Origin of the sequence: Mycobacterium sp. NPDC006124 (assembly GCF_040614235.1) — a bacterium.
GTDB lineage: Bacteria > Actinomycetota > Actinomycetes > Mycobacteriales > Mycobacteriaceae > Mycobacterium.
The window spans coordinates 195275-215397 of sequence record NZ_JBEXUA010000004.1; the positions used below are offsets into that span (position 1 = coordinate 195275).

Consider the following 20123-nt stretch of genomic DNA (forward strand, 5'->3'; position numbering starts at 1 on the left):
GTCCTCCACCGTAGTGGCACATAATGACGCCGTGGGTCGCGAGCCGGTACGCCTTGACGTTCGCAATGCCGTTGCGGGCTACGCCCTGCTCGCACCCAGCCTGTTCGGCGTGGCGGTCTTCCTGCTCCTGCCGATGCTCGTCGTCCTGTGGTTGAGCCTGCACAGCTGGGATTTGCTCGGCCCCATCCGCTATGTGGGCCTGGACAATTGGCGGTCGGTGCTGACCGACGCGACGTTCGGCACGTCGATGGTCGCCACCGCTGGATTCATCGCATTGGTGGTGCCGCTGCAAACCGTGCTCGGACTGTTCGCCGCGACCATGCTGGCCAGGAATCTGCCCGGCAGCGGCGTGCTGCGGACCCTCTACGTGCTGCCGTGGATCTGCTCACCGCTGGCGATCGCCGTGCTGTGGAAGTGGATCCTGGCGCCCACCGATGGCGCGGTCAGCACCGTTCTGGGCCGTCCCGTCGAGTGGTTGACCGATTCCGCGTTGGCGTTGCCCGTCGTGTCCGCGGTGACGGTGTGGACCAATGTCGGCTACGTGACGCTGTTCTTCCTCGCCGGCATCCTGGCCATCCCCCGGGACGTCCAGAACGCCGCGCGCCTCGACGGCGCCACCTCCTGGCAGCGGTTTCGGTACGTCACCCTGCCCATGCTGCGGCCGACGCTGTTCTTCGTGCTGGTCACCGGAATCGTCAGCGCCGCGCAGGTTTTCGACACGGTATATGCGCTGACCGGCGGCGGGCCCCAGGGCCGCACCGATCTGGTCGCGCACCGCATCTACGCCGAGGCCTTCGGTGCCGCAGCGGTGGGTCGAGCGGCGGTGATGGCGGTCGTGCTGTTCGTCCTGCTGCTGGGTGTGACCGTCGTCCAGCACGTCTACTTCAGCCGCAGGATCACCCATGACCTGGTCTAGGAACGCGGCGATCTACGTGTCACTCGGCGTACTGGCCGTCCTCACGCTGGTCCCGTTCGGGCTCGGGCTGCTGACGTCGTTCACCTCGGCACGTCAGTTCAACACCCAGTCACCGCTGTCGATGCCGTCGCCACCCACGGTGGCGAACTACCTCGGGCTGGCCGGCGCGGGCTTCGGCCGGGCGATCCTGGTGACGGCGTTGACGACGGCGGTCATCCTGCTCGGCCAGCTGGTGCTCTCCGTATTCGCCGCGTATGCGTTCGCGCGGATGGAGTTTCCCGGTCGCGACGGGTTGTTCTGGGTCTACGTGGCGACGCTGATGGTGCCCCCTACGGTGACGGTGATCCCGCTGTATCTGATGATGGCCGAGGCAGGTCTGCGAAACACGTTCTGGGCGTTGGTGTTGCCGTTCATGTTCGGTTCGCCGTACGCGATCTTCCTGTTGCGCGAGTACTTCCGGACCATCCCCGACGACCTGATCCGCGCGGCCCGCATGGACGGCGCGTCCACCCTCGACGTCATCGTGCACGTGGTCCTACCCGCGAGCCGGCCGATTCTGGTGACCCTGGCGCTGATCACCACGGTGGCGCAGTGGAACAACTTCATGTGGCCGCTGGTCATCACCAGCGGGCGCACGTGGCAGGTGCTCACCGTGGCGACCGCCGGCCTGCAGTCCCGCTACGACGCGCAGTGGACGTTGGTGATGGCGGCGACGACGGTCGCGATCGTCCCGCTCATCGTGTTGTTCGTGGCGTTCGGCCGCCACATCGTCGGTTCCATCGTGGTGACGGGGCTCAAGTGACGCGGCCCAAGTTCTCGACCCTGTTCGTCGGCGGGCTGGCCCTCGGAATGGTCGTCTTGCTCGGGGCTGCGGTGCTCCTCGGCGGGTCGGCGGAGCCGTCGGGCAAGACGGTGGTGACGGTGCGGCTGTGGGACGAGAAGGTCGCCGCGGCCTACCGGCAATCGTTCGACGAGTTCAGCCGTCAGCACCCCGACGTCGAGGTCCGGCTCGACGTGGTCGCGTACTCGTCATACTTCGACACGCTGCGCACCGACGTCGCCGGTGGCGGCGCCGACGACGTGTTCTGGCTGTCCAACGCCTACTTCGCCAACTACGCCGACAGCGGCAGGCTGCTCGACGTGGGGAAGACCCTCGGCACGGACGCAGCCCGGGCCTGGGACGGCTCGGTGGTGCGGCAGTTCACCCGCAACGGAGTGCTCTGGGGCGTCCCGCAGCTCACCGACGCCGGCATCGCGGTCTACTACAACGCCGATCTGCTCGATCGGGCAGGCGTGACACCCGCCGACCTACGAAGACTCCGATGGTCCCCCGACGGCGTCGACGACACGCTACGGCCGCTGCTGGCCCGGCTGACCGTCGATACCAACGGAAACCGCTCCGATGCAACGGCATTCAATCCCGACCTGACCCGGCAGTGGGGTTACAACGCAGCCAACGACCTGCAGGGCATCTATTTGAACTTCGTCGGCTCGGCGGGTGGCACATTTCAGGACGGCGACCGCTTCGCCTTCGACGACCCCGCAGCCGTCCAGGCGTTCGAGTACGTGGTGGGCCTGATCGACCGCGACCACGTCGCTCCCCCGGCGGCGGACACCAACGGCAACGGCGACTTCTCCCGCAACCAGTTCCTCCAGGGGCGGATGGCGCTGTTCCAGTCGGGCACCTACAACCTGGCCGCGATCGCCGATCAGGCCTCCTTCCGGTGGGGCGTGGCGATGCTGCCGAGCGGCCCACGGGGGCGAGTCAGCGTCACCAATGGCATTGCCGCCGCGGGCAATGCGGCCACCCGACATCCCGACGCCGTACGCCAAGTCCTCGAATGGATGGGCAGCACGCGCGGCAACGAATTCCTCGGCAGCGGTGGTACGGCCATCCCGGCGGTCCTCGCGGCTCAACAGTCGTACTTCCGGCACTGGGCCGCCCGCGGCGTCGACGTGAGCCCGTTCTTCGAGGTACTCGACGGGCCCCGCATCCCGGCGCCCGGCGGCCCGGGTTTCGCCGCCGGGTATCAAGCGCTGACTCCGTACTTCGACGAGATGTTCCTCGGCCGCCGAGACGTGCCCAGCAGCCTTGCCGCTGCCCAGCTCGCGGCGAACACCGCCGCCGATCGTTGACGGCCTCTTCTTGTCGGACCCCTGTGCTGTGATGGGTTCATGTCCACGACCGCGACGCCTTTGGTGACTGAGCTCAGTCCCCAGGACCGGTTGGAGGTGTTGTTCGAGGAGTTGGCGGAGCTGACCGGGCAGCGCAACGCCATCGACGGTCGCATCGTGGACATCGTCGCCGACATCGACGGCAACCGACTCTGGGGAAACACCGGGTGCACGTCGATCTCCGCGCTGGTGGCCTGGCGCACCGGCATGTCCCCGCACAACGCGCAGACCATCACCACCATCGCCGAACGGCGCGAGGAGTTCCCGTCGTGCGTCGAGGCGTTGAGAGAGGGCCGGCTGTCCCTCGATCAGGTCGGGGTGATCGCCGAACGCGCCGGCGACGGATCCGACGCGCACTACGCCCAATTGGCATCGGTCGCGACGGTGACCCAGTTGCGCACCGCCATCGCGCTGGAACCCCGTCCCGACCCGAAGGCGAAATACCAACCGGACCGCTCGATCACCCGAACCGAGACCGCCACCCACACCACCTGGCGGATCCAACTGCCGAAAGTGGAGGCCGCCAAGGTCGACGCCGGGCTGCAGTCCCATCGAGACAGGCTGATCGCCGAATGGACGACCGACCACGGCGACACCGACCACCCCGAGGACCCGACCGGTCAGACCCCACCGTTCCCCACCACCGTCGACGCGTTCCTCAGCCTCGTCGACGCTGGGTGGGATTCCGACGTCGCGGCCCGCCCGCACGGGCAGCACACCACCGTCGTGGTCCACGTCGACGTCGACGCACCCGTCGCCTCACTGCATCTGGGGCCGCTGCTGACCGACGCCGACCGCCGATACCTGCTCTGCGACGCCACCTGCGAAGCCTGGTTCGCACGCGACGGACGGGTCATCGGCTCCGGCCGGGCCACCCGCACCATCAGCCGCCGCCTGCGCCGGGTGCTCGAGCACCGCGACCGCTGCTGCGTGGTTCCCGGCTGCGGAGCCACCCGCGGACTGCACGCCCACCACATTCGGCACTGGGAGGACGGCGGACCCACCAATCCGGACAACCTGGTGCTGCTGTGCCCCTTTCACCACCGGCTGCACCACCGCGGTGGCATCACCATCGCCGGCACCGCCACCCACCTCGTCGTCACCGACGCCGACGGCAACACACTGACCGCGGCGTCCCTGGCCCGACCACCCACCACACCACCACCGGACGTGCCACCCTGCACCGGCCCACTCGGCGAACGCGCCGACTGGTGGTGGTACGACCCCTACGACCCCGCAACCCCTCGGCGGGTCGGCTAGCTCGTCGCCAGCGGGGTGAACACTTCGACGTAGACCGACACTGCGCACAACACGAGGACGGCCGCGAAGGCCACGGCGTCAGCACGTTTCGGTCGCGACGGCAGTGCGGAGATCTGCCCGGCCCCACCACGGGCGGTGATGGCGTCTCCCATCTCGTCGGCGCGGCGCAACGCCACGGTGACCGCGGCGGCGAGCAGGTCGACGATCTCGCGGTTCAGCCGGTGGTGGCGTTCCTTGGCCGTCGTCGCCGGGTCGCGCGGTCTGAGCTTGCGCGCCGCGAACAAGACGCGGAATTCGTCGATCAGCATCGGAAACGCCCGCAGCGCAAGCGCAAGCGCCACGGCGTAGTCGTCGACCGGCAGGCGCAACAAGCGCAGCGGTCGACCGATCTTGGAGACCGCCGGAGCGATCTCGGCGACGTTCGTCGTCCACGACACCAGACCGCCGAGACCCAGCAGCACGACCGAGAGCACCGTGATCTGGAGGAACTTCAGCAGCCCGCCGAGCCCGAAGTCGACCGAGGCGACGGTGAGGTGGGGACTGCCGCCGGCGAACGAGGCCGTCAGCGCGCCGAGGAACAGCAGGAACCACAGCCATCGAGGCACCGACGGCAACACACCGCGGGGAATGTGGGCGATCTTCGCGGTCACCAGGACGAAGATGCCGACGAGGATGATCGGCACCCATCCCGGATACAGGGTGAGCAGCACTCCGATGAGCGCGACGACGAGAAGCTTGGTGCCGGCCCACAATTCGTGGATCACGGTGCGGCCGGGGACTGGTCGCAGCAACACGACCGGCCGGGACTGACGCCGTGGAGCGGTCATCCGACGCCTCCCGCCGTCGTGGGGGCGGCCATCACGCCGCCGTCGAGCAGGTGCAACGTCCGCGGACACAGTTCCTCCAGCCCGGAGAAGTCGTGCGAGATGACCACGACCGTCAGTCCCGCGTCGCGCCGCAGCGACGTCAGCAGCCCCAGCAGCCCACGCTGGCTGGCGGCGTCCAGACCGGCCAGGGGCTCGTCGAGGATCAGCACCCGCGGCTTGCGGGCCAGCAGGCCTGCCAGCACCACCCGACGCATCTGCCCACCGCTGAGCTGGTCGATGCGCCGCAGGCCGATCGCCGGGTCGAGGCCCACCATCCCGAGCGCCGCGACGATCTGGGAGTGGTCGTAGTAGTCGAGACCGGCGGCCGACGCGATCTCCATGTCCACTCGACCACGCATCAACTGCAACCGGGCCGCCTGGAACGAGATGGCCACCGCGCCAACCTGTTCGGCGACGGGCTTGCCGTCCAGCAGGCACGTGCCCGTGGTCGGCGTCAGCAGCCCGGCCATGATCCACGCCAGCGTCGACTTGCCGGATCCGTTGAGGCCGTGGATCAAGACGCCGTCACCCTCGTTGACCACGAGGTCGACGTTGCGCAGCGCGGTCGACGCCCACGGCGTGCCCAGCCCGTATTCGTGACCGACCCCGGTGAGTTCGAGGATCGGCGATCCGCCGCGGCGCGTCTGGGCACTGGTCGCAGCGGGTGCAGGCGCGGTGTCGACCATCTCGACGTTGTCGGCGCTGCCGCCGTTGCCGGTCAGATCGATCACCCGGTCGGCCGACGCGGCCTCGTCGTTGTAGTGCGTGATGTGCACCAGCGACATTCGGTGGTTCTTCGTCAGCCCGGAGAGCACCTCGATGAGTCCCTCGCGGCCCTGCTGGTCCACCATGCTGGTGACCTCGTCGGCGATGAGCAGCGCCGGCTGCCGGGCCAAGGCGGCGGCCACTGCGAGCCGCTGCAGTTCGCCGCCGGACAGGTTGCCGGTGTCGCGCTCGGCCAGCCCGTCGAGCCCCACCTCCGCGAGCAGTCGGTCGACGTCGGTCGCGGCGCCCGGGGGCAGCCCGAACACCACGTCGTCGGCGACTCGGCTGCCCAGAACCTGACTCTCGGGATGCTGCATCACCACCGCGGTGCCGCCGGCCTTCCCCAGGCCGACCGCCCCGGGCCGCTCGACGGTGCCCGCGGTCGGTTCCCGTCCGGAGAGCACCAGCATCAGCGTCGTCTTGCCCGACCCGTTGGGCCCGGTGACGGCGACGTGCTCGCCCTCCCCGATGGTCAGGGACACCGGTCCGAGCGCGTCCTGGGCCGCGCCGTCGTACCGGAAGCGGACGTCGTGGAAGTCGGCGGGCACCGGCCCGACGGGCTCGACGGAACCGTCGTAGTCGAGCTTGTGGACGTCGGGGACCCCGGAGAGCCGCGCCAGCACGCGGGACAGTGCCCACCACCCGATGAGGGTCACCGAGCCGATGCTGAGGATGCTGGACCCGATGATCAGCACGGGCCAGTAGGTCAGTACTGTCCCGAAGCCGTCGCGCAGTTCCTGGGCCGTTCGCTCCATTCCGGAGATGCGGTCGAGCACCGCGGCGATGCCGTTCATGTTCGCGGTGATGGAGGCGAAGATCAGCTCGCGAATGCGATAGAACACCAGCAGGAAGCCGACACCCAGCACGCCGAACGCCGCCCCGGCGACCAACGCCGCACCGGTGATCGTGGCCAGTCCACGGCCGCGGCGCTTGACGATGCCCACCAGGCCGCCGATGTAGGCGCAGTTGACCACCGTCATCAATCCGCCGAACCCGGCGATCAGGAAGGCGATGATGCCACCGGCGACCGTCGCGGCGACCAGCACCCGGAAGCGGTGGCGGTAGGCCAGCAGCCCCATCGGTACGGTGCCCAGCACCGACAGACCAGCCGCGAACGGGACGACGACGGCGATGATGGCGGTGGCGGCGCAGAGGGCGGCCATGATCGCGGCGTGCGCCAGCTCGTCGGGCTTCATCGAGCCAGCTCGTCGAGGTGCGCCGCCGCCGGTCGCGCTGCCGGTCTTGGCCATTTCTCGATTCTGCCAGCTGTCGACCAAGAGCCATCTCAGCGGCGTGTGAGGAGCGCCACGATTGGACCCTCGGTGGTGTACATAGGGATTCTATGTAAAAATGGCCGCATGTCATCGCGCTCAGCCACGCGTGCCACCGCAGACACCACGCTCTCCGCGGACCTGCTGTCGGTGGTCGCCCGCCTCAACCGCCTCGCGACCCAGCGGGTCAAGCTGGAACTCCCCTTCGCCCAGGCCCGGCTGCTGTCCACCATCGAGGACCAGGGCGCCGCCCGCATCTCCGACCTGGCCGCGTTCGACCACTGCTCGCAGCCCACGATGACCACTCAGGTCCGCCGGCTCGAGGAGGCCGCCCTGGTCTCCCGCGTCACCGACCCCGCCGACGCCCGTGCCGTGCTGATCAGCATCACCGCGAAGGGACGACAGGTCCTGGCCCGCGTACGCGCCGACCGCGGCGCCGCCGTCGACCCCTACCTGGAGCGGCTCACCCCGGCCGACCGGCAGACCCTCACCGACGCAGTCGAGGTCATGCGCACCATCCTGGCCAACGCTCAACAGTCCGACTGACCCCAACCAGAAGAGGAGCAGCCGCCCATGTGGCGCCAACCCAAGGCCGTCTGGGCCGTTGCGTTCGCATCCGTCGTCGCATTCATGGGCATCGGGCTCGTCGACCCGATCCTCAAGCCCATCGCCGACAACCTGAACGCCACCCCGTCGCAGGTGTCCCTGCTGTTCACCAGCTACATGGCCGTCATGGGCGTCGCAATGCTGATCACCGGCGTGGTGTCCAGCCGCATCGGACCCAAGCGCACCCTGCTGATCGGGCTGGTCGTCATCATCGCCGGCGCCGGCCTGGCGGGCCTGTCCGACACCGTCACGGGCATCGTCGGCTGGCGCGCGCTGTGGGGACTGGGCAACGCCCTGTTCATCGCCACCGCGCTGGCGACCATCGTCAACTCGGCCCGCGGCTCGGTGGCCCAGGCGATCATCCTCTACGAGGCCGCCCTGGGCCTGGGCATCGCGGTCGGTCCCCTCGTCGGCGGGGTCCTCGGCTCCATCTCGTGGCGCGGCCCGTTCTTCGGAGTCTCGGCGCTGATGGCGATCGCGTTCGTCGTCACCGCCTTCCTGCTGCCCGCGACGCCGCGCGCCGAACGCGCCACCAGCCTGGCCGACCCACTCCGCGCCCTGCGGCACCGCGGCCTGCTCGGCGTCGGAATCACCGCTCTGCTGTACAACTTCGGGTTCTTCACCCTGCTCGCGTTCACGCCGTTCCCGCTCGACATGACCGCCCACGAGATCGGTCTCATCTTCTTTGGCTGGGGCTTGGCGCTGGCCTTCACCTCCGTGGTCGTCGCGCCGCGGTTGCAGCATCGGTTCGGCACCGTACGCGTCCTGGTCCTCAACCTGCTGGCCTTCTCCGCGCTGCTGGCCGTGATGGCCGTCGTCACCGACGTCAGGCCGGCCCTGGCCGCGTGCGTGGTAGTCGCCGGCTTGTTCATCGGCGTCAACAACACGCTGATCACGGAGACGGTCATGAAGGCGGTTCCGGCGGGCAGGAGCGCAGCGACCGGGAAGTCGACCGGAGTCGAGCGCGGCGTGGCCTCGGCGGCCTACAGCTTCCTGCGGTTCGGCGGCGCCGCGGTGGCACCGTGGCTGGCCGGCGTCCTCGGCGAGACGTTCGACGCCCACGTGCCGTTCTGGGTCGGCGCGGCCGCCGTCCTGCTCGGCGCCGGGGTCCTGTTGCTGACGCGTCCCCACCTGCGCCACCTCGACGACGCCGAAGAGGACCTGGCCGACGAGGCCGCGGCGATCACCGTCGGCAGCGACAGCTGACCCCTCCCACCGGAAATCCTGCCGCCACGGCGTCGTCCGGGGAGACTGATCCCCCATGACCTGGTTGAGCACCCTCGCGACCGTCCTCGTCCCCGTGGTCTCCGTGGTGTCGACGGCGACCGTCGCGATCTGGACCAAGCGCATCGACGTCCGAAGCAAGCGCGACGACCGCGAACACGCGCTGCGCTTGGATTTCGAGCAGCGGGCGGGCGAGGAGAAGAAGATCGCCCTCAAGACCCTCCTGGCCGCGACCATGCGTGTCCGGCGGGGTGCCGAGCCGCTCGCCGGTGGCCATCAGACCGTCGAGGAGCGGCGGGCCGAGGCCATCGAGGAGCTCTACGCGTTCCGCGGCCGGCTCGGTCTGGACGACGGCGTCGCGGAGGTGCTGATCTACACCGCCGAGCCCGTCCGCCAGCTCACCGAACAACTGCTCGACGAATGGGACCGGCAATTCCGCGACCACGGCTACTCCCTGGCACAGCTGGACGCGTGCAAGCAGCAGCTCAGCACGCCGTGCGACGACCAGGCGACGTGGACCGCACTCAAGGAAGAAGAGGCGTCGTGGCTGCAGCGGCTCGGTGCGGAATCAGACCTCGACGTCGACGCCCTGCTGGCTCTGTGCGATCGCACGACCGCTGCCGCCCGCAAGGATTTGCGCGGCGGTTACGGCCTGGAGACGACGTGAGCGGCCCTACCCGACCGCCGCGCCGATCAGGTGACCGACCAGATAGGTCACGGCGATCGCGATTCCGCCAAAGGCCAACTGCCGCAACGATCCGAGCCACGGCGCCTTCTTGGTGACGTAGGCGGCCGCGCCGCCGACGACCAGCAGCCCGACCCCACCGCAGGCCAAGCCCAACCACAGCGACCCGTAACCCAGCAGGTATGGGATCAAGGGGATCACCGCGCCGATCGCGAACATGGCGAACGAGGATCCCGCCGCCACCCACGGCGACGGCTTCTCGTCGGGGTTGACACCCAACTCCTGGACGAGGTGGAAGTTCAGCGCGCGAGTCTCGTCGCGGTGAATCTCCTCGGCTGCCTTGGTCGCGGTGTCGACGCTCATGCCCATCTCGGTCAACGTCTCGACCAATTCGGCCCGTTCCTCGTCGGGGTACTTACGGAAGCTGCGGCGCTCCACCCGCACCTCGGACTCGAGTTGTTCGTTGGCGGTGGTGACAGAGGTGAATTCGCCGAGCGCCATGGAGAACGACCCCGCCAACATGCCGGCCACCCCGGCGAGCACGACGCCCTGGGTGCTCGCGCTGGCGGCGACGCCTGCGATGAGCGCCGTGTTGCTGACCAGGCCGTCCATCGCCCCGAACGTGGCGGCGCGCAGCCACCCGCCGGTGACGTCGGGGTGCCGATGGTCGATCTGATGGGGCATCCCGGCGAGTGGCGGTACGGCATCCGGATCGGTCATGACGACGATTCAACGCCAGCCGCGGAGGCGGGTTTCAGTGAGGATGGCCTGGGTTTGCCACATCACAGTTTCGTAGGCGGTTTCGAGGGATACCGTGGCCTCATGACCACCACTGCGGATCACGTTCGTAATGCTCTCGACGGTCGTTGGCGCGACATGAAGAACCGGATGCGCCAAGAACTGTCCTCCGAAGTGTTCAAGCCGCACTACACGCCCAACACGGTGATCGCCCGTACGAAGGTCACCGAGCAGATGCGCATCATGGCCGCCAACGGCGCCGCCGAGGACGGCTTCAAGAAGGAGCACGGCGGCAACGGCGACGTCGGCGCGGCGGTGACGCAGATCGAGATGCTGGCGATGTCGGACCTGTCCCTGATGGTCAAGGCCGGCGTGCAGTGGGGGCTCTTCGGCGGCGCGATCGAGAACCTCGGCACCAAGCGCCACCACGACGCCTACGTGCGCAAGCTCATCGACCTGGAACTGCTGGGCTGCTTCGCGATGACCGAGACCGGCCACGGCAGCGACGTCCAAGCCCTGGAGACCACGGGAACCTACGATCCCGAGACCCAGGAATTCGTCATCGACTCCCCCACCCCGTCCGCACGCAAGGACTACATCGGCGGCGCGGCCAACACGGCCAGGGTCGCGGCGGTGTTCGCGCAACTGATCACCAAGGGTGAGGGCCACGGCGTGCACTGCTTCGTCGTCCCGATCCGCGACGACGAGGGCAACGACCTGCCCGGGGTCACGACGTCGGACTGTCAGTACAAGGGCGGTCTGCCCGGGGTCGACAACGGTCGCATCCAGTTCGACCAGGTGCGCATCCCGCGCGAGAACCTGCTCAACAAGTACGCCGACGTGGCCGAGGACGGCACCTACACCTCGCCGATCGAGAACCCGGGCCGACGCTTCTTCACCATGCTCGGCACGCTGATCCGCGGCCGGGTCACCGTCGGCGGCAGCGCCGGCGCCGCGGCCCGCGTGGCACTGGACATCGCCACGCGATATGCGTTGGAGCGCAGGCAGTTCGAGGCCCCGGGCGCCGAGGACGAGGTGCTGATCATGGACTACCTGGTGCATCAGCGCCGGCTCTTCCCGCTGATCGCCAAGTCCTATGCCCTGCAGTTCGCCCAGAACGAGCTCGTCGCCAAGTGCCACGAGCTGCAGACCTCCGACGACCCCGACGCCGAGGAGCAGCGCGAGCTGGAGTCCCGCGCCGCCGGGCTGAAGGCCGCCAACACCTGGCATGCCACCCGCGCCATCCAGGAGGCTCGCGAAGCCTGCGGCGGCGCAGGCTATCTGGCCGAGAACCGGTTGATCGCACTGAAGGCCGACACCGACGTGTTCACCACCTTCGAGGGCGACAACCACGTGCTGACCCAGCTGGTCGCCAAGGAACTGCTGACCGCCTACGCCGACGACGTCAAGAGCATGAGCCCCGCGCAGTGGGTGCGCTTCGCGGCCAACTTCGCCGGTGAGCGGGTGCTCAAGCGCACCGCGGCGCAGACCATCATGCAAACCATCGTCGACACGCGTCAGGACAACGAGGAAGAGGGCTCGCTGTTCAACCGCGGCACCCAGGTGAAGATGTTCGAGGACCGCGAGGAGTACATGCTCGCGTCCGTCGCGCGCCGACTGCAGGGCAAGTCCAAGGAGATGTCGCCGTTCGACGCCTTCAACTCTGTGCAGGACCACGTGCTGCACGCCGCGAAGGCGCACGTCGACCGGATCATCCTGGAGGCGTTCGTCGCCGGCATCGACACCTGCGAGGACGAGAAGGCCCGGGAGATCCTCGGGATCGTCTGCGACCTCTACGCGCTCTCGGTGATCGAGGACGACAAGGCGTGGTTCATCGAGCATCGCTTCCTGTCCACCGAGCGCTCCAAGGCCGTCACCCGGGGCATCAACGACCGGTGTCGCAAGCTGCGGCCCCACGCCGAGCTGTTGGTGGAGGGGTTCGGGATTCCTGAGCAGCTGCGGTACGCCGAGATGCTGCACCCGGAGCACATCCCCGACGCCGACGAGCACCAGGAGCAGAACGCGGAGTAACGGAGCGGAGTAACGAGGTGTGAAGCTCCCCCGCGTGGACTCGAACCACGAACCTGCCGATTAACAGTCGGCTGCTCTGCCAATTGAGCTACAGGGGAATAGCACTCGGTCCGCGGGACGCGCCCGATGACCGAGCGTTGACTCTAGCGCATGGAGTCCGGAAGTCCGATATCGGGCAGGTGAGTGGGGGCGGACGGCCTCGTTCCGCCACCACTGGCCCGCACGAGGCAGGATGGACGCAATGCACCACCGCGAGAGAGGGACCCCGTGATCCGCGTCGCCGCCGTCATGGCCGTTGGGTATGTCTTGGGCGCGAAGGCGGGCCGCCGCCGCTACGAACAGATCGCGGGGACCTTTCGTGCCGTCACGGCGAGCCCGGCCACCAAGGCCGTGCTGGATGCGGGGCGACGCAAGATCGCCGACCGCGTGTCACCCGACGGTTCGATGGGGACGCTGACGGCGATCGACGCCGATACCGCGGTGTGGCAGCCGGAGAAGAAGCGCTAGGAGAGCGGCTGACGCCAGGTCTGGCCGGGGGCCAGATTGCCGGTGGAGACACCCAGGCCGTTGTTCGGTCCGAAGGTGCCGAAGTTCGGCGTGCCGATGTTGGTGGGGTTGCCGTTGGAGTAGCCGACGCACACGGGGTCGGAGCCGTTGGTCGTCACGGTCGCCAAGCAGGGTGCGGCAACGGCCTGACCTGCACCGCTGGTGAATGCGATCGCGAGCGGAGCGGCGACGGCGGTGACCGCCAAGGCTCCCGCGGTGGCGATTCGGCGTGCGCTGGTGGTCATGACGTGCCCTTCCATAGAACTGACGGCGAGCTCACCATAGCGCGGTGAGGCGTTTCACGCAGTAAGGTCGTCGCCGCTGGCCCGCTCCAGCAGGCTGCGCCGATAGGTCTCCATCGCCACCAGATCGCCGAACAACGCGTTGTACTCCTCGTCGTTGTCGACCGGCGACATGCGCTGCAGCTTGGACTTCATCTCGGCGATCTGCCTGCCGACCCACACTTCCTGCAGTCGGGCCAGTACGCCACCGATGTAGCGCGCCAGACGGTCGTCGTCCTCGACGCGGAACGCCTCGACCCCCAACTCGTTGATCAGATTCGCCACCTGCGGGGAGGCCGCCTGCTCGCGGACCGCGTCGATCCATTGCCCACCCGAGCCACCGGCGGACATGCCGCCCGCCGACGTGATCGCAGCGCGCACCGCCGCGTAGGCGGGATGGGTGAAGCTCTCCACGGTCAGCGTGTCGAAGACCGGGCCCGCCAGGGCCGGGTACTGCAGCGCCGCCTTCAGCGAATCGCGTTGCGGCCAGAGCGTCGGGTCCTTCGGATCGGGTCGGGGCACGACGACGGCGGCGTCGGCCGGGCCGGCGGTGGCGGCACTGGCTCGGCGATTGTCACGCCGCTGTGGGCTGCCGCCCGCCTTCGCGGTCTCGCGCACCCGGCCGATGACCTGGGCGACGTCGTCCCACCCCACCCAGCCGGCGAGCTGACGGGCGTACTCGTCGCGCAGGGTCGGATCCTTGATCCTGGCCGCCATCGGCACGCAGCGTCGCAACGCCGACACCCGGCCCTCGGCACTGTCGAGGTCGTGGTCGGCCAAAGCGGTGCGAATCACGAACTCGAACAACGGAGTTCGACGGGCCACCAGGTCGCGCAGCGCGGCGTCCCCGGACTTCAACCGAAGGTCGCAGGGGTCCATGCCCTCGTCAGCCACCGCCACGAACGACTGACCCGAGAGGTTCTGCTCACCCTCGAACGCCTTGACCGCCGCCGCGCGGCCCGCCGCGTCACCGTCGAAGACGTAGATCAGCTCACCGCGAAAGAAATTGTCGTCCATCATGAGTCGGCGAAGCATCGACAGGTGCTCCTCGCCGAAGGCGGTGCCGCACGAGGCGACCGCCGTCGTCACCCCTGCCATGTGCATCGCCATCACGTCGGTGTAGCCCTCCACCACTACGGCCTGGTGGCCCTTGGCGATGTCGCGCTTGGCCAGATCGAGCCCGAAGAGCACGTTGGACTTCTTGTAGAGCACCGTCTCCGGGGTGTTGAGGTACTTGGCGGTCATCGTGTCGTCGTCGAAGATCCGGCGCGCACCGAACCCGATGACCTCATTGCTGCTTGCCCTGATCGGCCACAGCAGGCGCCGGTTGAAACGGTCCCGTGGGCCGCGGCGCCCCTCCATCGACAACCCCGCAGCCTCGAGTTCCTTGAATTCGAAACCCTTGCGTAGCAGGTGCTTCGTCAGGGTGTCCCAGCCCGACGGCGCGAATCCGCAGCCGAAGTGCGCGGCCGCGGCAGCGTCGAAGTTGCGTTCGACGAGGTACTGCCGCGCCGGTGCGGCCTCGTCTGATTGCAAGGCCTCGGCGTAGAAGGCCTGGGCGGCGGCGTTGGCAGCGATGAGCCTGCTGCGGCTGCCCTTGTCCCGCTGCACGTTGGTGGTCGAGCCACCGGTGTAGGTGACGGTGTAGTTGATGCGGTCGGCGAGCATCTCGACGGCCTCGACGAAGCTGACGTGTTCGATCTTCTGTAGGAAGGCGTAGACGTCACCGCCCTCGCCGCAGCCGAAGCAATGGAAGTGACCGTGGTTGGGACGGACGTGAAACGACGGTGACTTCTCGTCGTGGAACGGGCACAGCCCCTTCATCGAGTCCGCGCCCGCGCGGCGCAACTGCACGTAGTCTCCGACGAGGTCCTCGATGCGGGTGCTCTCGCGGATGGCCGCGATGTCGCGGTCGGGAATGCGCCCGCCCCGCGTCCCATCGCTCCTGCCTGCTGCCACCGGCTCAGTCTAAGGGCCGGGGCGAGCGCGCCCGATGCACGCGTTCCAGCCGACCCTCGGTGTAGGACGCGATCTGGTCGATCACCACCCGCAGGCGGGCTCCGTCGTCGGCGGCCGCGGCGAACTCCGGGGCGAACTGCGGGTCCAGGCTGCTGGGAGCCTGCGCCCACAACGCCAGGGCAACCTCGTGGACGAGGGTGCGCTGATCGGCTTGGACCTGCAGGTGCTGATGGTCGGACATGATGAACTGCAGCGCGAGCATCTTGAGCACCGCGACCTCGGAGCGCACCAGGGCGGGCACCGCGAGGTCGGTGTCGAAGCGCGTCAGCCGAACGTGACCCGCGACCTCGCGGGTCGCCATGATCGCCGCGGTGGCGAACCGGCCGACCAGTTCGGAGGTCAACCGCTTGAGGGCCACCGACGCCGAGATCGAGCCGTCGTACTTGCCCACCGCCGCGACCACGGGAATCTCGGACAACCGTTGGGCGGCGGCCAGCAGGTCCTCGGAGCGCACCCCGTCGAACGACTCGGCACCCAGGCGGGCCAGCGAGGTGGCCGCATCGGTGTCGGCCAGCACGCGCAGGTCGATGCGCCCGGAGATCACGCCGTCCTCGACGTCGTGCACGGAGTAGGCGACGTCGTCTGCCCAGTCCATCACCTGCGCCTCGAGGCAGGACTTACGCTCAGGAGCACCCCGGCGCATCCAGTCGGCCCACGGGGCGTCGTCGTCGTAGAACCCGAACTTCCTGCGGTCCCCCCGCCGCCACGGGTACTTCGTCACCGCGTCCAGCGATGCCCGAGTCAGGTTCAACCCGACCGAACGCCCCTCGCCGTCAAGCACTTTGGGCTCCAGCCGGGACAGGATCCGGAAGTTCTGCGCGTTGCCCTCGAAGCCACCGAAGGGCTTGGCGATCTCGTCGAGCGCGCGCTCCCCGTTGTGGCCGTAGGGCGGATGGCCGATGTCGTGGGCCAGTCCGGCCAGGTCGACCAGGTCGGGATCACAACCCAGGCCGACGGCCATCCCGCGGCCGATCTGAGCCACCTCCAGCGAATGAGTCAGCCGGGTGCGCGGGGTGTCACCCTCCCTGGGGCCGACGACCTGGGTCTTGTCCGCCAACCGCCGGAACGCCGCACTGTGCAGCACCCGGGCCCGATCGCGGGCGAAGTCCGTACGGCTCTCCGAGTCGGTCCCTGGCAGGGCAGCACCCTTCGGCGCCTCGGCCACCGGGCGTTCCCGGTCGAAGGCGTCATAACCGTCACTGGAGTGCGTCACCGACGGACAGTCTGCCAGGGCGGTGCCGCGGTCTCGGGCGGCCGTCGGCCGTGGCGCACTACATTGGCGGTCATGAGCAGGAATCCAAGGGCAGCCCGCGTTCTCGGCATGCTCCTCGCCGTGCTGACCGTGGGTGCACTGCTGACGCCCACACTCCCCACCGCCAGCGCGTCACCGCCACTTCGGCTGACCAACTACGTCACCGACCAGGCCGGGGTACTGGACGCCGCCGCGCTCGCCACCGTCACGGGCGCCGTCGACGATCTGTACAACGCGCGGCGGGTTCGCCTCTGGGTCGTCTACGTCCCGTCCTTCTCCGGTGAGAGTGGAGTGCAATGGGCGCAAAGGGCCATGGAGATCAACGACTTCCAGCCCGACCAGGATGCGATCCTCGCCGTGGCCACCCAGGATCGCGACTACGCGCTGTTGGCCGGCAAGGCCATCCTGGGCAATTCCGAACAGGCCGATCTTCGGCGCAACGAGGTGGAACCGGCCCTGCGCCAGGGTGACTGGGCCGGTGCCGCCACCGCCGCCGCCACCGGGTTGAGCAATGCAGGATCGCCGACCTCGAGTGTGTCGTGGGTGGGCATCGTCGCCGTTCTCGCGGTCATCGTCGCGGCAGTCCTCGCACTCCTGGTCTGGCAGCGCCGTCGGCGCCGCCAGCGGCGCGAGGCCGAGTTCGAAGCCGCGAAGCGAGTCGACCCGGCCGATCCGAACGCACTGTCGTCGTTGTCCCTCGACGCCCTCGACGACCTGTCCAAGTCGATCGTGGTGGAGGTCGACAACGCGGTGCGCACCAGTGACAACGAATTGACGCTGGCGGTCGAGGAGTTCGGCGAGCGGGACACCGCGCCGTTCACCAAGGCGGTCGACGGCGCCAAAACCGCACTGACACAAGCCTTCAACGCCCGTCAAATCCTCGACGACACGATCCCCGAGACACCGCAGCAACGCCGCGACCTGCTCACCCGAGTCATCGTCGCGGCCGCCAGGGCCGACGACGAACTCGAGGCGCAGCGGGAGGCCTTCGGCAAGCTGCGCGACTTGGTCATCAACGCACCCGACCGCCTCGACACCCTCACCCAGCAGATGGTCGACCTGACCGCACGCGTCGAACCCGCCGAGCGCACCCTCGCCGCGCTGCACTCGCAGTTCGCCGAGACCGCGCTCGCGTCGGTGGCCGACAACGTCGAGCACGCCCGGCAACGGTTGGCGTTCGCCGACCAGAGCATCGGCCAGGCCCGCGCGCTCGTCGCCAAACCCGCCGGCAGCCAAGGCGGACTGGTCGACGCCATCCGGTCGGCGGAGTCCGGACTGGGCCAGGCCCGCACGCTGCTCGACGCGGTCGACAGTGCGTCCACCGACATCAACCGTGCGGTGACCGCACTTCCCGCGGCGATCACCGACATTGGCAATGGCATCGCCGCCGCGGCCGGCCACCTTGCCAAGGCCGACGTCCCGCGCGCCGACGAGTTGAGCAAGGCCCGCGATGCGGCCGTCGCAGCCGTCGCGGCCGCCCAGAGCGCCGGAACGTCCGACCCGCTGGGCACCTTCACCCAGCTGACGCAGGCCGACGCCACGCTGGATCGGCTGCTTGCGGCGATCAGCGACGAAGTCGAGGCCGCCGCCCGGTTGAGCCGCGCGTTCGACCAGGCCCTGCTCAACGCCCAAGCCCAGGTGCGCTCGGTGTCGGACTTCGTCGACACGCGTCGCGGCAGCGTCGGCCCGGAGGCCCGCACTCGATTGGCCGAAGCCGTACGGCAATTGGACGCCGCCGCGGCGGTACGGGCGAGCAACCCGGCCGAGGGCATCCAACGCGCCAACGGTGCGGCGATGTTGGCGGTGCAGGCCCAGTCGATGGCCAACGCCGACGTCCAGGCCGCCCAGCGGCAATACACCGGTCGCTACGGTGGCGGCGGGTTCGGTGGCGGAGGCGGCGGCAACATGGGCGCCGTGCTCGGCGGCATCCTCATCGGCAACATCCTCTCCGGCGCGATGCGCGGCGGCATGGGAGGAGGCGGCGGCGACTGGAGCCCGGGATCGTTCGGCGGTTCCGGCGGCGACTGGGGTGGCGGCGGCGGGCGGTTCTAGCAGCCCTTGAGGCGCACCGCGAGGTAGTCCGACACCGCGTCGATCGCCACGCGCTCCTGGGTCATCGCGTCACGCTCGCGGATCGTCACCGCGTGGTCTTCGAGCGAGTCGAAGTCCAGCGTCACGCAGAACGGCGTGCCGATCTCGTCCTGGCGGCGGTACCGGCGACCGATGGCCCCGGCGTCGTCGAACTCGATGTTCCACGACGCGCGAAGTTCCGTGGCGAGATCCTTGGCCTTCGGTGACAGGTCGGCGTTGCGCGACAACGGGAGCACCGCGGCCTTGACCGGGGCAAGCCGCGGATCGAGCTTGAGCACCGTGCGCTTGTCGATGCCGCCCTTGGCATTCGGGGCTTCGTCCTCGTGGTAGGCGTCGACGAGGAAGGCCATCAGCGAGCGGGTCAGACCGGCCGCCGGTTCGATGACGTACGGCGTGTAGCGCGTCTCGGTGGCCTGGTCGTAGAACGACAGGTCGGTGCCGGAATGCTTGCTGTGCGTGGACAAGTCGAAGTCGGTGCGGTTGGCGATGCCCTCGAGCTCACCCCACGGGTTGCCCGCAAAGCCGAACTTGTACTCGATGTCGGTGGTGCCGGCGCTGTAGTGCGACAGCTTCTCCGGTGCGTGCTCGTAGAGCCGCAGGTTGTCCGGGTCGATGCCGAGGTCGACGTACCACTGCAGGCGCGTGTCGATCCAATACCTGTGCCACTCCGGAGCCGTCGACGGCTCGACGAAGAACTCCATCTCCATCTGTTCGAACTCACGGGTGCGGAAGATGAAGTTGCCCGGCGTGATCTCGTTGCGGAAGCTCTTGCCGATCTGGCCGATGCCGAAGGGCGGCTTGCGTCGCGACGTGGTGACCACGTTGGCGAAGTTGACGAAGATGCCCTGCGCGGTCTCGGGGCGCAGGTAGTGCAGACCCTCCTCGGACTCGATCGGCCCGAGGTAGGTCTTGAGCATCATGTTGAAGTCGCGCGGTTCGGTCCACTGGCCCTTGGTGCCGCAGTCCGGGCAGACGATCTCGGCCATCGGCACCGCATCGGGATCGTCGAGGCCCTTCTTGACGGCGTAGGCCTCCTGGAGGTGATCCTGCCGGTGGCGCTTGTGGCAGTTGAGACATTCGATCAGCGGGTCGTTGAACGTCGCGACGTGACCGGAGGCCACCCACACCTCGCGCGGCAGGATGATCGAGCTGTCCAGTCCGACGACGTCCTCGCGACCGGTGACGACCGACCGCCACCACTGCCGCTTGATGTTCTCCTTGAGCTCCACGCCCAGGGGTCCGTAGTCCCACGCCGACTTGGTGCCGCCGTAGATCTCGCCCGCTTGGTAGACCAGACCACGGCGCTTCGCGAGATTGGCAACGGTGTCGATGATGGAGGCCACGGGTGAACAGCGTAGCGGGCGGCGCGGAGTCGATTGACATGCGCGTCGACGCAT

General features: G+C 68.7%; 17 protein-coding genes and 1 tRNA gene. 10 read left to right on the forward strand and 8 right to left on the reverse strand.

Features of this window, described 5'->3' with window-relative positions; all coding sequences use genetic code 11:
• Positions 1-31 precede the first annotated feature (31 nt).
• The 4 genes from ABZ195_RS10565 to ABZ195_RS10580 are packed head-to-tail and all read left to right on the forward strand — an operon-like array spanning position 32 to position 4351.
• Positions 32-916: a sugar ABC transporter permease gene (locus ABZ195_RS10565; protein WP_355217375.1), complete on the forward strand. Its 885-nt coding sequence runs from the start codon at positions 32-34 to the stop codon at positions 914-916.
• The gene (locus ABZ195_RS10570; protein WP_355217376.1) at positions 903-1718 is read left to right on the forward strand and encodes a carbohydrate ABC transporter permease; all 816 of its coding nucleotides are present in this window, start codon (positions 903-905) and stop codon (positions 1716-1718) included. The genes ABZ195_RS10565 and ABZ195_RS10570 overlap by 14 nt, the downstream gene beginning before the upstream one ends.
• Positions 1715-3052, forward strand: a complete 1338-nt coding sequence (locus ABZ195_RS10575; protein ID WP_355217377.1) for a sugar ABC transporter substrate-binding protein — start codon at positions 1715-1717, stop codon at positions 3050-3052. Before ABZ195_RS10570 ends, ABZ195_RS10575 begins: the two co-directional genes overlap by 4 nt.
• 39 nt (positions 3053-3091) lie before the next feature.
• Positions 3092-4351 carry a DUF222 domain-containing protein gene (locus ABZ195_RS10580; protein WP_355217378.1) on the forward strand — a complete coding sequence of 420 codons (1260 nt, stop codon included), beginning with the start codon at positions 3092-3094 and terminating at the stop codon, positions 4349-4351.
• Here the strand turns inward: ABZ195_RS10580 and ABZ195_RS10585 are convergent.
• Both ABZ195_RS10585 and ABZ195_RS10590 read right to left on the reverse strand, forming a co-directional pair.
• The gene (locus ABZ195_RS10585) at positions 4348-5178 is read right to left on the reverse strand and encodes a CbiQ family ECF transporter T component (RefSeq protein WP_355217380.1); all 831 of its coding nucleotides are present in this window, start codon (positions 5176-5178) and stop codon (positions 4348-4350) included. The genes ABZ195_RS10580 and ABZ195_RS10585 overlap by 4 nt on opposite strands.
• Positions 5175-7232 (reverse strand): ATP-binding cassette domain-containing protein, encoded by a 2058-nt coding sequence (locus tag ABZ195_RS10590; protein ID WP_355217382.1) that lies wholly within the window; start codon positions 7230-7232, stop codon positions 5175-5177. The genes ABZ195_RS10585 and ABZ195_RS10590 overlap by 4 nt, the downstream gene beginning before the upstream one ends.
• A gap of 108 nt (positions 7233-7340) precedes the next feature.
• Between ABZ195_RS10590 and ABZ195_RS10595 the strand changes: the two genes are divergently transcribed.
• From ABZ195_RS10595 to ABZ195_RS10605, 3 genes are read left to right on the forward strand one after another with little or no spacing between them, the layout of a single operon-like run.
• On the forward strand, positions 7341-7799 hold the full coding sequence (locus ABZ195_RS10595) for a MarR family transcriptional regulator (protein WP_355217384.1): 459 nt from the start codon (positions 7341-7343) through the stop codon (positions 7797-7799).
• A 27-nt stretch (positions 7800-7826) separates the two neighbouring features.
• A complete protein-coding gene (locus tag ABZ195_RS10600; protein ID WP_355217386.1) occupies positions 7827-9065 on the forward strand; it encodes an MFS transporter in 1239 nt (412 codons plus the stop codon).
• A gap of 55 nt (positions 9066-9120) precedes the next feature.
• Positions 9121-9750 carry a hypothetical protein gene (locus ABZ195_RS10605; RefSeq protein WP_355217388.1) on the forward strand — a complete coding sequence of 210 codons (630 nt, stop codon included), beginning with the start codon at positions 9121-9123 and terminating at the stop codon, positions 9748-9750.
• A gap of 6 nt (positions 9751-9756) precedes the next feature.
• On the opposite strand, the gene ABZ195_RS10610 is transcribed toward ABZ195_RS10605, so the two are convergent.
• Complete coding sequence (locus ABZ195_RS10610) at positions 9757-10488, reverse strand: VIT1/CCC1 transporter family protein (protein ID WP_355217390.1); 732 nt, start codon at positions 10486-10488, stop codon at positions 9757-9759.
• Between the two features lie 102 nt (positions 10489-10590).
• Here ABZ195_RS10610 and ABZ195_RS10615 point away from each other — a divergent pair, with 102 nt between their 5' ends.
• Positions 10591-12537 carry an acyl-CoA dehydrogenase gene (locus ABZ195_RS10615; RefSeq protein WP_355217392.1) on the forward strand — a complete coding sequence of 649 codons (1947 nt, stop codon included), beginning with the start codon at positions 10591-10593 and terminating at the stop codon, positions 12535-12537.
• Positions 12538-12562: 25 nt separating this feature from the next.
• Here ABZ195_RS10615 and ABZ195_RS10620 read toward each other — a convergent pair.
• Positions 12563-12635, reverse strand: a tRNA-Asn gene (locus ABZ195_RS10620).
• A 169-nt stretch (positions 12636-12804) separates the two neighbouring features.
• On the opposite strand from ABZ195_RS10620, the gene ABZ195_RS10625 reads away from it, so the two are divergent.
• Positions 12805-13044 (forward strand): hypothetical protein, encoded by a 240-nt coding sequence (locus tag ABZ195_RS10625; RefSeq protein ID WP_355217393.1) that lies wholly within the window; start codon positions 12805-12807, stop codon positions 13042-13044.
• Here ABZ195_RS10625 and ABZ195_RS10630 read toward each other — a convergent pair.
• From ABZ195_RS10630 to ABZ195_RS10640, 3 genes are read right to left on the reverse strand one after another with little or no spacing between them, the layout of a single operon-like run.
• Positions 13041-13328 carry a hypothetical protein gene (locus ABZ195_RS10630; RefSeq protein ID WP_355217395.1) on the reverse strand — a complete coding sequence of 96 codons (288 nt, stop codon included), beginning with the start codon at positions 13326-13328 and terminating at the stop codon, positions 13041-13043. The genes ABZ195_RS10625 and ABZ195_RS10630 overlap by 4 nt on opposite strands.
• A gap of 54 nt (positions 13329-13382) precedes the next feature.
• Entirely contained in the window at positions 13383-15323 is a 1941-nt protein-coding gene (gene dnaG, locus ABZ195_RS10635; protein WP_355217397.1) for a DNA primase, read from the reverse strand.
• 4 nt (positions 15324-15327) lie between these two features.
• Complete coding sequence (locus ABZ195_RS10640; protein WP_355217399.1) at positions 15328-16596, reverse strand: deoxyguanosinetriphosphate triphosphohydrolase; 1269 nt, start codon at positions 16594-16596, stop codon at positions 15328-15330.
• A 72-nt stretch (positions 16597-16668) separates the two neighbouring features.
• On the opposite strand from ABZ195_RS10640, the gene ABZ195_RS10645 reads away from it, so the two are divergent.
• The gene (locus ABZ195_RS10645; RefSeq protein ID WP_355217401.1) at positions 16669-18687 is read left to right on the forward strand and encodes a TPM domain-containing protein; all 2019 of its coding nucleotides are present in this window, start codon (positions 16669-16671) and stop codon (positions 18685-18687) included.
• Here the strand turns inward: ABZ195_RS10645 and ABZ195_RS10650 are convergent.
• Complete coding sequence (locus ABZ195_RS10650; protein ID WP_355217403.1) at positions 18684-20123, reverse strand: glycine--tRNA ligase; 1440 nt, start codon at positions 20121-20123, stop codon at positions 18684-18686. The two genes, ABZ195_RS10645 and ABZ195_RS10650, sit on opposite strands and share 4 nt — an antisense overlap.